This window comes from Archangium lansingense, from assembly GCF_026626635.1.
In the GTDB taxonomy this organism is placed as follows: domain Bacteria; phylum Myxococcota; class Myxococcia; order Myxococcales; family Myxococcaceae; genus Archangium; species Archangium lansingense.
Genome location: NZ_JAPNKA010000001.1, coordinates 13,464,602 through 13,479,111 on the forward strand (window position 1 = coordinate 13,464,602; position 14,510 = coordinate 13,479,111).

General features: G+C 69.1%; 12 protein-coding genes. 3 read left to right on the plus strand and 9 right to left on the minus strand.

Going from position 1 to position 14,510, the window contains the following annotated elements; genetic code table 11:
• Positions 1–309: 309 nt before the first annotated feature.
• Both OV287_RS54535 and OV287_RS54540 read right to left on the minus strand, forming a co-directional pair.
• Positions 310–876 (minus strand): dihydrofolate reductase family protein, encoded by a 567-nt coding sequence (locus OV287_RS54535; protein WP_267542016.1) that lies wholly within the window; start codon positions 874–876, stop codon positions 310–312.
• 39 nt (positions 877–915) lie between these two features.
• A complete protein-coding gene (locus tag OV287_RS54540) occupies positions 916–2,361 on the minus strand; it encodes an ATP-binding protein (protein WP_267542017.1) in 1,446 nt (481 codons plus the stop codon).
• Between the two features lie 436 nt (positions 2,362–2,797).
• Here OV287_RS54540 and egtB point away from each other — a divergent pair, with 436 nt between their 5' ends.
• From egtB to OV287_RS54555, 3 genes are all read left to right on the plus strand, one after another.
• Positions 2,798–4,132 (plus strand): ergothioneine biosynthesis protein EgtB, encoded by a 1,335-nt coding sequence (egtB, locus tag OV287_RS54545; protein ID WP_267542018.1) that lies wholly within the window; start codon positions 2,798–2,800, stop codon positions 4,130–4,132.
• Positions 4,133–4,153: 21 nt separating this feature from the next.
• Complete coding sequence (gene egtD, locus OV287_RS54550) at positions 4,154–5,161, plus strand: L-histidine N(alpha)-methyltransferase (RefSeq protein WP_267542019.1); 1,008 nt, start codon at positions 4,154–4,156, stop codon at positions 5,159–5,161.
• Positions 5,162–5,331: 170 nt separating this feature from the next.
• A complete protein-coding gene (locus tag OV287_RS54555) occupies positions 5,332–6,240 on the plus strand; it encodes a GntR family transcriptional regulator (protein WP_267542020.1) in 909 nt (302 codons plus the stop codon).
• Between the two features lie 673 nt (positions 6,241–6,913).
• Here OV287_RS54555 and OV287_RS54560 read toward each other — a convergent pair.
• The 7 genes from OV287_RS54560 to rsmG form a co-directional block, all read right to left on the minus strand.
• Positions 6,914–7,477, minus strand: a complete 564-nt coding sequence (locus tag OV287_RS54560) for a hypothetical protein (protein WP_267542021.1) — start codon at positions 7,475–7,477, stop codon at positions 6,914–6,916.
• Positions 7,477–7,926, minus strand: coding sequence for a bactofilin BacM (bacM, locus tag OV287_RS54565; protein WP_267542022.1), 450 nt, complete (start codon positions 7,924–7,926; stop codon positions 7,477–7,479). Before bacM ends, OV287_RS54560 begins: the two co-directional genes overlap by 1 nt.
• A gap of 3 nt (positions 7,927–7,929) precedes the next feature.
• Complete coding sequence (locus OV287_RS54570) at positions 7,930–8,844, minus strand: ParB/RepB/Spo0J family partition protein (protein WP_267542023.1); 915 nt, start codon at positions 8,842–8,844, stop codon at positions 7,930–7,932.
• Positions 8,845–9,098: 254 nt separating this feature from the next.
• Positions 9,099–9,890: a ParA family protein gene (locus OV287_RS54575; protein WP_267542024.1), complete on the minus strand. Its 792-nt coding sequence runs from the start codon at positions 9,888–9,890 to the stop codon at positions 9,099–9,101.
• Between the two features lie 1,959 nt (positions 9,891–11,849).
• Positions 11,850–12,062, minus strand: a complete 213-nt coding sequence (locus tag OV287_RS54580) for a hypothetical protein (protein WP_267542025.1) — start codon at positions 12,060–12,062, stop codon at positions 11,850–11,852.
• Between the two features lie 102 nt (positions 12,063–12,164).
• Positions 12,165–13,565: a sensor histidine kinase gene (locus OV287_RS54585; RefSeq protein WP_267542026.1), complete on the minus strand. Its 1,401-nt coding sequence runs from the start codon at positions 13,563–13,565 to the stop codon at positions 12,165–12,167.
• A 274-nt stretch (positions 13,566–13,839) separates the two neighbouring features.
• On the minus strand, positions 13,840–14,499 hold the full coding sequence (gene rsmG, locus OV287_RS54590; RefSeq protein ID WP_308809854.1) for a 16S rRNA (guanine(527)-N(7))-methyltransferase RsmG: 660 nt from the start codon (positions 14,497–14,499) through the stop codon (positions 13,840–13,842).
• Positions 14,500–14,510: the final 11 nt, after the last annotated feature.

Below are 14,510 nucleotides of genomic sequence, written 5' to 3' on the forward strand. Positions count from 1 at the left end.
TGTGGGGGCTCGGGGAAAGGCATCCACGTCACTCCGCCGATCGTGCGCCATACCTTGGGAGCGTGAGGCGGGTGACCTCCCAGGTCAACCTCCTCGCGCCCTTCCCGTCACCCGCCCAACCTCGCTTCCCGAGGTCCTTCCGCCCGCGGCTCGCCGCTGGCGTTGGCACGACACACAGCAAGTCGCGGGCCGGACTCCGCACGACAGGTCTCCCGATTGAAGCGACCCGCCGCGCCCCTTCCTGTCCGCTCCAGGCATGGACTCGACGTCCGGCAGCGGAGATGCCGCTCCAGAGCAGGACGTTGGCCTTCATGGCGCCGGCTCGTAGCACAGCAGGACAACCCCATTGCCGAAGGCCCGCGTCTGGGTCCGCTTCAGGGGCAGCTTCTCCTCGAGGCCCTCGAACATCGTCCGCCCCTGGCCCAGCACGATGGGATTCACCACGAGCTGGTACTCGTCGATCAATCCCGCCTGCGCCAGTTGCGACACGATGGTGCCGCTTCCCAGAATCGTCATGTCCTTTCCGGGCTCACCCTTCATCCTCCGGATTTCATCCTCCAGGCCGCCCTTCACCAGCCTCGTGTTGCTCCACGTCGCCTTGTCCAGCGTCCTCGAGAACACGACCTTCGGCAGCTTGTTCATCCCCTCGGCCACGGCCGGATACTGCTGCGCCGCAAGCGGTGTCGGCCAGAAGCTCGCCATCATCTCGTACGTCTTCCTGCCGAACAGCAGCTCGCCTTCACCACTGGCATTCCCTGAGACGAACTCGTTCCACTCGTCATCCTGCGCGACGCCGTGGGCCCAGCTCATGTCGCCGTTCGCGTCCACGAAGTACCCGTCCAGCGACACATTGTTGAAGACGACCACTCGCCTCATGTCCCTCTCCCTGTCGTTGGATGATTCCGCGGGGCCCCTCTACCCCGTCCGCTTCTTCGGGCTCGCATAGGGTGCCAGCAGGTCCGGCCGGTCCACCAGGCAGCGGAGTGCCTTCCCCGCGAAGCCCTCCAGCCGATCGATGAAGGCGAAGTCGTGCTCGTCCCCCGCCTCGTGCGCCAGCTCGTGCAGGATGATGCCGAGCGTCCCCGGCTCCAGTGGCTCGTCCAGCCGCACCGCTCCCCGCATGTTCACCCGCAGCAGGCGGCGCTCGCTGTCGTACTCCGCATCCACGTGCGCGCTCGGGTCTCTCACCTTGCGCTCGAAGAACTCCACCCCCACCTCCCTCCCCGTCAGCTCCCGCGACAGGCAGCGCACCACGCCCACCAGGCGCTCCGCCCTCGCCCCCGGCTGCACCACCACGTCCTTCGGCGGGCCCTCCATCCGCTCCACGTACGCGTCCGCGCTCTCCACCACCGTCTCCAGCTGCTCCAGCGCCGTCAGCGGCATCCCCCTCAGGTCCACCACCTTCGCCCCGAGCTGCCTCGCCCGGTCATCCTCCCTCGGCCCCACCGACAGCACCGCCCTCGCCGGCAGCACCTTCTCCACGTACGCCCCCAGCGCCACCTCCCCCAGCGTGAAGTGCGCCAGCACCTCCGTCACCCACGCCCCCGTCAGCTCCTGCCGGCTCAGCTCCGGCGCCAGGGACTCGAGGATGATTCCCGCCAGCGTCCGCTTGTACCCGTCCCTCGCCGCGTCCCGCTCGGCCGCCAGCGGAATGCGCTGCTGCACGTCCACGTGCCACGGCAGGTGGTGCGGCTCCACCGGCAGCCCCAGCTCGAAGAGGTGCGGCGTCTCCCCCGGCCTCGGATGGTAGAGGTCCACCCGCGCTCCCCGCTCCACGTACCGCTCCACCCCGCGGTGCAGCTCCACCGTCTCCAGCGGGCAGCCCTCCAGCGAGTCCTTCGCCCTCGGCGGCCTCACCGCACGCCCGTTGAGGAGCAGCTCCACTCCCGGCGGAGGAATGGTGAGGCGCAGGAGCCGCACGGCCTCGTCGCGCTCGTGCTCGCTCGTACGGCGGAAGAGCCGCAGGCAGGTGCCCACCCGCCGCGTGTTGGCCTTCACGTGCCGCCCCGTGTCGTCGAAGACGAGCGTGCGCCCCACCGTCTCCACCTCGGCACGGTCGCTCGCGGCAATCATCTCCTTCAGGCCCCGGCCCTTGCGCCCCCGCCACGTGGGCGGCGTGTCCTTCTCTCCGAGGAACACCGTGAAGGCGAACTCGTCTCGCGCCAGGCCCGCGGGTGCATCGTCCTCGATGCGGACCTCGTCCGCCTCCAGGCGCACCTTCACCCGGCGCGCTCGCTGATCGAACGCGTTCTGCAGCGCTTCCCGCACGAGCTGACCGAGCGGCCGGGCACGGTTGGAGCGCCTCCAGCCTTCCTCCGACAACTCGAACCACTCCGAACGGCCGTTCCGGGCCTGTCCCATCGACACTCTCCCCGCTCCGGGCTCCCGCGTACTCATGAGCCGCCGCGGGGCAGCCGGGCAACACGGGAGAACACTTCTGGCCGCGCGTCTCTTCCCTCGTGTGTGCTCCCTCGGCTGCTGGCGGGCAGTCTGCGTCCGGGGTGCACAGTCTCGCGCGGACAGGGCTTCCGGTGCGGCTCACGCGAGCGCCAGCAGCCCCACCGCCAGCCAGGTCAGCCACGTCCGTGAGCACTGGGTTCTCGTGCTGCGCTCGACACCCTCGCACGGGCTCAACCCGGGGTCCTGGTAGCCTCACCCCGTCCCTCTCCCGGAGGGAGAGGGGTTGTAGTGCTCCCAACATCCCAAGTCCTCGGCGTACGGTGTCTCACGGGCGGCTCGCGCGCCAGGACGAGGGCACTCCCTCCACCGCCCCTCACTCCCTAACTTTGGAGGCACAATGCGCAGTCCCCTCGAGGCCCGCCGGGACGCGGGCCAGCAGGAGCCTCGTCCCTGGAAGGCCCGTGCTGTCACCGAGCTCACCGCCGCGCGCTCGCGCTTGCTGCGGATGCTCGAGGGCCTGCCCGAAGACGCCCTCACCCGCCAGCACTCGCCCCTCATGTCCCCCATCGTCTGGGACGTGGCCCATATGGCCAACTACGAGGAGCAATGGCTGCTGCGCGCCCTCGGCGCCCCCGCCTTCACCGACCCGGCCTTCGACGCCCTCTACGACGCCTTCCGCCACCCGCGCGCCTCTCGCGTCCAACTGCCCCTGCTCTCCCCCGAGCAGGCCCTCGCCTACGCCTCCCGCGTGCGCCAGGCCTCGCTCGAGTGGATGCAGCAGCTCCCCGAGGACGCTCCCGCACCGCTGCTCCGCGGCGGCTTCGTCTTCGGCATGGTGGCCCAGCACGAGCAACAGCACCTGGAGACGCTCGCCGCCACGCTGCAGCTCATGACGAGCCACGAGTACCGGCCCGCCGCGCTCCCCCGTCCCCGCCCCGCCCGCGCCGCCCAATACGAGGTCTTCCTCTCCGGCGGCCCCGTGCTCCTGGGCAGCGACGCACCCTGGGCCTACGACAACGAGCGCCCCGCCCACACCGTACACGTGCAGGACTTCCTCCTGGACTCGCACCCCGTCACCAACGGGGACTTCGTCGTCTTCGTCGAGTCCGGCGGCTACGAAGACAGTCGCTGGTGGGACCCGAAGGGCTTCGAGTGGATTCAGGCCCAGGGCATTCGCCACCCACTCTTCTGGCTGCCGCAGGAGGGCGGCGCCTGGCTGAGGCAGCGCTTCGGCTGGGTGGAGCCTCTGCCGCGGGACGAGCCCGTGCAACACGTGTGCTGGTACGAGGCGGACGCCTACGCGCGCTGGGCCGGCAAGCGGCTGCCCACCGAAGCCGAGTGGGAGAAGGCCGCGGCGGGCTCGGACGGGCGGCCCCGCGTTCACCCTTGGGGCGACGCGCCTGGGGACGCCAGCCACGCCAACCTCGGCGGTGACACCTGGGGCCCCTCGCCCGTGGGCAGCTACCCTGCGGGCCAGAGCGCTGACGGCGTCTGGGGACTGCTCGGAGATGTTTGGGAGTGGACCTCCAGCACCTTTGACGGTTACTTGGGGTTCAAATCTTTTCCCTACCGTGAATACTCGGAGGTGTTCTTCGGGACGGAGTACCGGGTGTTGAAGGGTGGGGCGTGGGCGAGCGCGCCGGTGGCGGTGCGCAACAGCTTCCGCAACTGGGACTACCCCATCCGGCGGCAAATCTTCGCCGGCTTCAGATGCGCGCGCGACGCGAGGTGACTCATGGAACGGAGGGGCGGGATGGGCGGGACGGGACTGGGTCGGCAGCGCGCGCCCGAGGTGACGGTGGAGGTGCACGTGCAGCCGGGGGACGCGCAGCGGGCGCTGCGCGCGGAGGTGCTGGCCGGGCTGTGCGGAGAGGGCAGGCCCCGAGAGCTGTCACCCAAGTGGCTCTATGACGAGCGCGGCAGCCAGCTCTTCGACGAGATTACGCGGCTGCCCGAGTACTACCCCACGCGGCGCGAGCGGGAAATCCTGGTAGCGCACGCGGGAGACATCGCCCGAGCGAGCGGGGCGGACACGTTGATTGAGCTGGGCAGCGGGAGCAGCGAGAAGACGCGGCTGCTGCTGGACGCGCTGCGGAGCACGGGGAGGCTGAGGCGCTTCGTCCCCTTCGACGTGAGCGAGTCCTTCCTGAGGCAGGCGGCGAGGGCGGTGGCGGGCGAGTACCCGGAGCTGAAGGTGCACGCGGTGGTGGGGGACTTCGAGCGGCACCTGGGGCGGCTGCCTCGTGGAGGGCGCAGGCTGGTGGCCTTCCTGGGAGGAACCATCGGCAACCTGAAGCCGGCCGAGCGCGCGCGCTTCTACGCCGAGCTGGCCTCGGGGATGGAGCCGGGAGAGGGGCTGCTGTTGGGGACGGACCTGCTCAAGTGCCGCAAGCGGCTCTTCGCGGCGTACAACGACGGGGCGGGGGTGACGGCGGCCTTCAACCGCAACGTGCTGCACGTGCTCAACCGCGAGCTGGGAGCGGACTTCGAGCCCGAGGCCTTCGAGCACCTGGCGCCCTTCGACGAGGAGAACGGCTGGATAGAGATGCGGCTCATCTCCACACGGGCGCAGGCGGTGAAGCTGCCGGCGGTGAAGCGCTATGTGAACTTCGCCCCGGGCGAGGTGCTGCGCACGGAGGTGAGCTGCAAGTTCCACCCGGAGCAGGTGGAGGCGGAGCTGTCGGTCGCGGGGCTGCGGTTGGCGGAGCGCTGGACGGACGCGGCGGGCGACTTCGCCCTCTCGCTGGCTCTCAAGCGCTGAGCGCACGCCAGGCCCAGGGGGGAGACCCGCCGGGCGCGTTCCCGCTCAACTGGTCCGACCATCGGACCAGTTGGCGCAGCTCGCGCCCGGAAGGGAGTCCTAGCCCCCAGGCCTCTGGCGTCCGGACGAACTGTCTCTCGCGCCGTATCTCAGCGGTGGATGGGCATCCGGTGAAGTCGACGGACATGGATGCCACCTCGACTGAGCAAGCGCCATCCCTGGAGCTCGTCCATGAGGAAGCGGCTCAGCACCAGGGCGGCTTCCACGCCCTCCCGCCTGACTGGCCCGCCTGCTGCACGGCCAGCCAGCAGGAGGAGGCGGCGATGGAGCATTGGGAGAGAATGAAGCGAGTCGTGTGCATCGAGGAGGACCTCGAGCGCATGATTTCGCAGGGAAGGCTCCCCGCGAGCGGGGGTCTTCCTTCAGAGCGGATGCTGGCGCGAAGCTATGGCGTGGAGAGGGGGACCATCCGAGAGGCGCTGCTGCGTCTCGCCGAGCGCGGGCTGATCGTCCGGAGACAGGGGCGCCAGGCTCGTGCGGTCGCCATCGAGCAAGCCGTGACGCTCGAGAGTGTGGGCGTGGCACTCCATGCATGGGGTAGCGCACGTCCCGAGAGACTCCGCCTGCTGGAGGGGTACTTCGCGCTCAAGCGGGAGACCGCTGTCGGGCTACTTGTGCACGCCTGCGCGCACGCCTCCGAGAATGAGCTCAGGCCACTCCAGGATGCCTGCTTCATGCTTCGGGAGAGCGCACGCTGGGACGATGGCTCCAAGCGCTGGGTGGAACAGGAGTTCGCGATGCTGCGGATGGCCGCAGGGGTGGCGAATCGTCCCGGGCACTTCCTCCTCGTCCAGTCGCTGGAACGGGCCTTCGAGGGAATGGCAGGAGTCGTGCGGCCCCTCCTCTCGTCCGAGGCTGTCCTCGACTGGTCCCAACAGACGCTAAGCTGGCTGTTTGACCGGGATGTGGAGGCACTGAGGCGAGACCTCTCTCCACTCCTGCTTGCCTGCGATGAGCACCTTCTCGCGAGCCTCAAGGCCGCTCCCGTGAGAGACGGCCACCGCTCGGACGCGGGTTGAACCCACCTCTTGTGGCAACGCGCTGCGCCAGGGCATCCGCACAGCACACCCGCGCCATGACCCCAGAGACCCGGAGACCCTCCGGGCGCGCAGTTCTCCAACTGGTCCGACCATCGGACCAGTTGCGCGATTTCGTGCCCGGAAGGTCCTGCTCCCTGAAGTGCCCAGGGCCCCAAGCTCCGGGGCGAAGGCATTCGCCAGGCTGGCAGGTGCCCGGGGCTGACCCGGCGACAACCTGCGACGCCAATGGCGGCACGCTCGTCGTCGACGATGAGCGCCACGCCGTCTACGTGAAGGTGTCTCACAGCTGAGCGCCATACCCGGACGGCATGCCGACTCCGGACGCCCTCATACGCGCGGTGCGGAATACGCCCGCCCGCTCGGCGTTGCGAGGGCGGAAGCGAAGGCCACCCGACATTCCAGGAGAGCCACCTCGCGGCGAGCGTCCGCGGGCGCACACACCTGTCGAAGTCAGCCCGAAGCGCGGAACCCGCGCGAGACACTCAGTCGTCCACCACCCGCAGTGGTCCGGAGTTCATGCATCCGCCAGAGTGCCGGCCGTCCGGGGGGAAGGGCCGGCTCCCTGGTGCGAGGGGGGAAGCATCGGGCGCGCACTCGGAGAACATGGGGCTCCGGGTGACTGCGCCCGATGTCTTTGCGGGGCCTCGCCTGCTCAGCGCGGCTGCTGGAACTCGATGCCGCGGCAGGCCTCGGTGGCCTGGAGCACTTCGTCAGTGCTGACGCCGGGAAAGGTGGCGCACAGGAAGAGGTCCTTCTCCACGCGCCGAGCGCCGAAAAGCGCCGGGTAGCGCGCCCCCAGGCCCCCATCCTCGAGCTTCGGCTCGAGCATCACCCGCACGAGCGAGTAGTCCGCGCCGCCCGACTGCTGCTCCAACGAGTGCACGGAGCCCCCGAAGGACTGCTCCACCGACTCGGCGAGCGCTTCCGGGGAAGGCAGCGTGGTGCCCTGGCCGGGGCGCAGGTCCACGCGCAACACCGGGCGGCCGGGAGGGCCAAACTGAAAGCTCCCATCCTGCGCCACCTGGGCCGTCCACCCCGGCGGCATGGGCACCTTCACTCCCACGCGGCGCTGCGGGGCGGACCGCTGCTCCGGGGCCTCGGCCTCCGGAGTCACAGGCGGCTCTTCCTGCTGCTGCTTGCAACCACCGCAGCCGGCCGCCAGCACGCACAGCGCCACCAGGGCGGCGTGCACGGGCTGGCGCTCGGCGCGGCGCACTACTTCTTGCCCTCACCACCCGGAGGCGGGGGCGTTCCACCCTTGCCGAGGTTCTCCATCTTGCTGGTGCCCTCGAAGATGACGCCGCGGTCCATGGTGAGCGCGGGGCTCTCCAGGTTGCCCTTCACGCGCGCGGGAGCGTGCAGCTCGATGAGCTGCGCGGCGCGCACGTTGCCTTCCACGGTGCCGTTGATGATGACGGTGCCGGCGTTGATTTCCGCCTGCACACGGGCCCCATCCCCAATGACGAGCACGTCCTTGGTGATGATCTGCCCGCTGAACTTCCCGTCGATACGAACCTGTCCCTCGAAGGTGAGCTTCCCCTCGAACTCACTGCCCTTACCGAGCAGCGTGTGAACCTCACCCGGACGCGTTGCCACGGATTCATCCTCCCGTCTGCCTAGAAGCGGTACGTTGGTCTTCTCTTCTTTTTTGCCGAGGAGCGCCACGAGCTACTCCTTCCTGAGTACCTTCAGGATGCGATCGAGGTCATCGTACGAGAAGTAGTCGACTTCGATGGTGCCTTTTCCACTGCTCTTCTCCACCAAACGCACTTTGGTGCCCAGAATGCGCTGGAGCTCCTCGGTCAGGGCCTTCACCTGCGGGCTCAGCTTGGCCGGTTTGCCCGAGTCCTTCGCCTTGTTGCCCTTGGCCTGCTGAACGAGCTTCTCGGTGTCGCGCACGCTCAGCTTGCGCGCCGCCACCTGCTGGGCCAGCTCGGTCATCTCCGGGATGCGGGGCACTCCGAGCAGCGCGCGAGCATGGCCGGCGCTCAGGTTGCCCTCGGCCACCATGCCCTTCACCTCCGGGGGCAGGCCGAGCAGACGCAGGGCATTGGCCACCGTGGAGCGCTCCTTGCCCACGCGCTGAGCCACCTGGTCCTGAGTGAGGCCGAACTCCTCGACGAGGCGGTGATAGCCCTCGGCCTCTTCCATGGGGTTGAGGTCCGCGCGCTGGAGGTTCTCCACCAGGGCGAGCTCGAAGGCCTCGACCTCGGAGACCTCGCGGACGATGGCGGGAATCTCATGGAGGCCCGCGAGCTGCGAGGCGCGCCAGCGACGCTCACCGGCGATGATTTTGAAGCCCTCACCGTCCTTGCGCACGAGGATGGGCATGAGGACGCCCTGAGCCTTGATGGACTCGGTGAGCTCGCGCAGCTTCTCCTCGTCGAAGTGGCGACGCGGCTGGAGGGTGTCGCGATGAATCGCCTCGATGGGAAGCTTGAAGACGCTGCCCTTGGGAGGAGCCGGGGGCTCGGGAGCCACCACCGCCACCGCGGCAGCAGCAGCGGGAGGAGGAGCGGCCTGGGGGATGAGGGCGGAGAGGCCACGGCCCAACGCCCGCTTCTGCTTGTCACCGTTCAGCACTGCGTCGTCTCCGCCGGGAGGGCCCGGCACAACCGCCCGGAGAGGGACCGGGTGGCCACGTCCCTGAACAGCACCACCTCGACCGGGGGGACGCGGGAGCCCGGCGGGGGCGAGCGGAACGGGGACCCCGCTCCAGCTCGGCTCAACACTTCGACAGCCCCTCGGCAGGTGGGAACCATGAGTCCCGGCCAGACGAGGGAGGGCTGCTCCGCGCCCCGCATATATAAGGATGCGGGCGGGAGGCGGCCCGGAGGCTAGGCCACCTTGCGAGCAGGGGGCGGGTTGGGCTCGCGCTGCATGATTTCGCGGCCGAGCGCCAGGTAGCTCTCACAGCCCTTGGACTTGATGTCGTAGAGCAGGATGGGCTTGCCGAAGGACGGGCACTCGGACAGGCGCACGTTGCGCGGGACGACGGACGTGAAGACCTGCTCCTTGAAGTAGCCGCGCACGTCCGCGACGACCTGGTTGGCGATGTTCGCGCGCGAGTCGAACATGGTGAGCAGGATGCCCTCCATCTTCAGCTCGGGGTTGAAGGCCTGCCGCACCAGATCGATGGTGTGGTTGAGCTGAGAGAGCCCCTCGAGCGCGTAGTACTCGCACTGCAGCGGGATGAGGACGGAGTCCGCGGCGATCAGCGAGTTGAGGGTGAGCAGCCCGAGCGAGGGCGGACAGTCGATGATGATGTAGTCGTACTGCTCGGCGAGCGGGCGGAGGGCATCGCGGAGGCGGTACTCGCGACGCTCCTGGCCTACGAGCTCGACCTCGGCGCCGGTGAGATCCGGGGTGGCGGGAACCACCTGGAGGAAGCGCAGCTCGGTGGGGTGGAGGAGCTCGCCCATGGGACGGCCGCCGAGGAGGGCATCATAGACGGTGCCCTGGAGCTGCTCGCGCTTGAGCCCGAGCCCGCTGCCGGCATTGCCCTGAGGGTCCATGTCGACGAGGAGCACCTTGCGCTCAGCGGCAGCGAGGCTCGCGGCGAGGTTGATAGCGGTGGTCGTCTTACCGACGCCGCCCTTCTGATTGGAGATGCAGATGATTCGACCCACGTGGCCCATCCTTGCGACGCCCCGGGAGTGCCCGGGGGCTCTGCGGGGGAGGCATGTACCGACTCCCGTATTGATCCATCAAATCGTCGGCTGATCCAGTCCGCGACCGGATCAGACTTCTAGCTCGCCTGCCTGACATCCGCCCGTCGAACGCCCCGCGCCCGACTCCCCTCGCCCCCCGGGAGAGGGACGGGGTGAGGGTGCCAGGCCCCCGGGTTGGAGCCGCGAGAAGCCCCCTCTCCCCCTGGGAGAGGGCTGGGGTGAGGGATTGGAGCAGCCAGCGGACACAGGACCCCGGACCCGAACGGGGCTGTTCCACGTGGAACAAGCCCTGGCCTACACGCCTCAAGTCCCGCGGCCAGAAAGCCATGGGAAGCCCCCTGCCCTGCGCATCCAACCAGGCGCGCTGTTCCACGTGGAACGCTCCACGCCCAGAAAGGCCTCTCACGCGGACCGGCCGCGCTCCCCAACGCAGACACGTTCCACGTGGAACATCTTCTGGCCCGCGAGCCGCTCCTCCCCCCCTTCGGAGCCTTCCCCGGAGCGACTCCGCCCGCCCCTATTGGCCGAGAGCCCGTTGTTCCACGTGGAACGCTCCACGCCCAGAAAGGCCTCTCACGGGGATCGGCCTCCTTCCCCCAAGCAGACACGTTCCACGTGGAACATCTTCTGGCCAGAGAGCCTGTCTTCCGGCCTCGGGTTGTCCTCGGATAGACCCTGCTCCACCTCGGCCCTGCCAGGGTCCGTTGTTCCACGTGGAACACCCCTCCCCAGAAAGGCCCCAAAGGGTCTGCTTTGGCCTTCCGGCCGAGCCGTCCGACTCAGTGCCGAGGACAGACACTTAGACCGGCACGTTCCACGTGGAACAGTCCTGGCCGGAAAGGCTCGCGTCCCATTCCCATCAGGCAGACCTGCGAAGGAGTGCCCCTCGGAACCTGTGCTGACACAGTTTCCCCTCTCCCCTCGGGAGAGGGGATGAGACCCCTTCAAGTACGTCTGTGACGGCTTGGCCCTGGGCGCATGTGGTCCCCCCTCCCTGGCACTAGCCCCATTCCCCTTCTGCCACGGCCCCGAAGGAGATTGGCTTCCAGCCTTCTGCCCGAAACACCCCCTAGTGGAGTGTCCACGGAGTTCGTGGACCTGGTCGTGTTGCGCATGCTCCCTCTCCTTCTGGGAGAGGGCGGGGGGTGAGGGTCGTCTCCCTCGTGTTCCTCGACCCGGCTCGCATTCGGCACGGAACCGTCGGAAAGACCCTCACCCTAGCCCTCTCCCAGCGGGAGAGGGGACATCCACGGGTTCGGACCATGTCCAAAGACTTCGTGGACCCTCCGCCCGCCCTGGAGTCGGGTCCACCGTTCCACGTGGAACATCCCCCGGCCCGAAAGCCTCTCCTCCCGCCAGAGGAACCCCGTCGACTCCCCTCCCCTGCTCCACCCGGCCGAGGACCGCGGTTCCATGAGGGCCCCCTCCATCCGGAGTCGCGCTCCGTGCAGCCCCCCGGCCTTCCATCCGTCCTCGGCCCACGCCGGGGCTTGCACCGGACTTGTGCCCAGAAGCGACTCTGCCTCCCCTCGCCCGCCGTTCGCGCTCGGACCTCGCATGAGCCGGTCTACCGGATGTTCCACGTGGAACACCCCCGAGCACCCGAGCAGCTCGCCCGTGCCCCCAAGTCGCGCCTCTCCCGTGAGCTTCCGGCCCGCCGGAAACTGCTGCATCCACAGCAGCCCCCCGTACTCCTCGCGGGGCAGCGCCACCGGAAAACGCCGAGCCGTCCGCCCTGCTACCGCGCTGACTCGGGGCGAGCCCGCTGCGAGCCGCCCCTCGACAGCTCGGGTCCGGACTCCGCGGAGCCCTCCTGCGCCAAGGCAACCTCCAGGCTCAGACGGAAGACGAACGAACCCGCTCCCAAGGAGACCAGAATGAGGAGCAGCACCTTCCACCCATCGATTCGCGCCGTGTTCAGCGGACCGGGTCCAACAGGAAGGCCAGGCCCGGCTGCAGATTCGGCTCGCCGTTCATCAGCAGCACCCACTGCCCCTGCACTCGCGGCTCCACTGGCATCACCACCACCACTCCCGACATGACGCGCAGGCCCGCGTTCACTCGAAAGGCGTAGCCCAGTGGAGAGCCCCAGGCTGAGCACGTTTCGGCGCTCCGGATCGCCCGCCTCATCGAAGCGCATCCACGCCGGGCACACCACGCATGGGAGAAGGCCATCACCCCGCCCTCCGCACCTTCACCGAGCCCTCCGCCCCCAGCATTGAGCCGAGACCCTCACCCCAGCCCGCTCCCAGCGGGAGAGGGGGCTTCGCGCGGGCTCAACCCGTGGGCCGGGAGACCCTCACCCCGTCCCTCTCCCGGCGGGAGAGGGGTGGTGACTCGCTCCTCTGCCGCGACCGGCAACCGCACCGTGAAGCACGTGCCCCTCCCGAGCGCTGACTCCACCTCGATGCGGCCCCCATGTCCCGTGATGATGCCGTACGCCACCGCCAACCCCAGCCCCGTCCCCTCCCCCACTGGCTTCGTCGTGAAGAACGGCTGGAAGAGCTGCCCCAGCACCTCCTTCGACATCCCCACCCCGTTGTCCCGCACCTCCACCACCACCTCTTCCTCCTCCGCTCGCGTCCTCACCTTCACCACGCCCCCCTGCCCCGGCACCGCCTGCACCGCGTTGACGAGCAGGTTCAGCACCACCTGCCCTATCTGTCTCGGCTGGCCCATCACCGGTGGCAGCTCGCCCAGCTCCAGCTCCACCTGGCAGCGCCCCCTCCGCTCCCCCTGTGACAGCCTCAGCGCCGAGGACACCTCCGCGTTCAGATCGAACTCCACCGGCTCCTCGGGGTCGTTCCGCGCGAAGCGCTTCAGGTCCGCGACAATCGCGTTCACCCGCCGGATTCCGTCCAGCGTCGCCGGCAACACGTCGTCCACGTACTCGCGCAGCTCCTCCGGCAGCTCCTCCTGTGCCGCCAGGTCACGACTCAGCGACCGCACGTTGCTCGTCACGAAGGCCATCGGGTTGTTGATTTCGTGCGCCACCCCCGCGGCCAGCAGCCCCAGGCTCGACAGCTTCTCGTGCGTCACCAGCTCGCGCTGCATCCGCTGCAGCCGTCGGTGACTCTCCCTCGAGGCCTCCAGCGCATCGCTCAGCAGCAGGCAGCGCGCCTCTCCCAGTCCGTAGAAGGCGCACGCCGCCAGGCAGAACAGGCCCACCGTCCCCGGCTCCACCCCAGCGCGCAGCCCCAGCCCCGCCGACACCGCCAGGTACAGGCCCAGCCCTACCCGTCTCTCCGTGAGCGCGTCCCTCGAGGGGAAGGCATTCAGAAAGACAGCCTGGAGCAGCACGGTGAGCCACCCCATCAGGTTCCACCGCATCAGCTGCGACTCCGCCGTGCTCGCGGCCATGTTGCCGAGCAACACCACGCACGTCTCCACCCGCCCCATGCGCCCCAGCCGTTTCGCTCGGGAGAAGATGAACGTGTTCAGCCCGAAGCGGAGCGCGAAGAGCGTGCACAGCGCCCCCACCGCGGCCCACCTGCCCCACGCATGGGCCACCAGCAGCACCTGGGCCACCACCAAGGTGATGCCGGACCAGAGCGCCAGGCCCCGGCTCGAGCCACCGCTGTTTCTGTCCCGCTCGGGACCCCCCATGGCCTCCTTCGCCGGCGCTGTGCTCATGTCGCGTTCCCCCCTGTGAACGCAACCGACGACTCACGGGCTGGCCCGGCTCCTGTCTCGAGCCTCCGGCCACTCCCATCGGTGCTTGAAAAGTCTAAGTCCTTGGGAGCGCACCGGCCTCCGTCACCGCGCAGTGACGGGCCTCTTCGCGACGCTTCCGTAAGGTGGAGGACAGGGTAGCGTCTCGCTCGGGTTCAACCCGGGGACCTCTATACCCTCACCCTGACCCTCTCCCAGAGGGAGAGGGGTTGATGCTCCGCGGCGCCCTCCTTCTCTACTGCTTCGCGAACGCGGCGACCTGACGCTCCGCTCCCGAGAACGGCAGCCGGTAGGCCCTCGCCGACACCAGCTTCAGGCCCCGCTTCTCGGCCTGCGCTCGCAGCTCGTCCTCGCTCAGCGCCTTGCCCAACATCGCCACCACCTGCCCGCCCTCCGCCAGGTACGTCGGCGCCAGGTCCAGCCAGTCCGGCAGGTCCATGAAGGCCCTCGCGATCACCCGGTCCGCCCTCGGCAGCCCCTCCGCCTCCGGCTTGCCCTCCGCTCGCGTGTGCACCGCCTTCGTCCCCGTCAGCCCCAACCCCGCCACCGCAATCACCGCCTTCAGGTACCCCACCTTCTTCCCCACCGCGTCCACCATCGTCACCGCCAACGACGGCCTCGCCATCTTCAGCGGCAACCCCGGGAAGCCCGCCCCCGCCCCCACGTCCAGCACGCTCCCCGCTCCCTCCACCTCCGGCAGCACCGCCAGCGAGTCCAGGAAGTGCTTCTCCACCACCTCCTCCTCCGCCGTTATCGCCGTCAGGTTCACCTTCGCGTTCCACTTCAACAGCTCGCCCATCAGCCGGTGCAGCCGCGGCGGCACGTCCTCCCCCAACGTCACCCCCAACGTCCTGCTCCCCTGCCCAATCAGATCGCCGAAGCGCGCGTTATCCACAGCCACCTCTC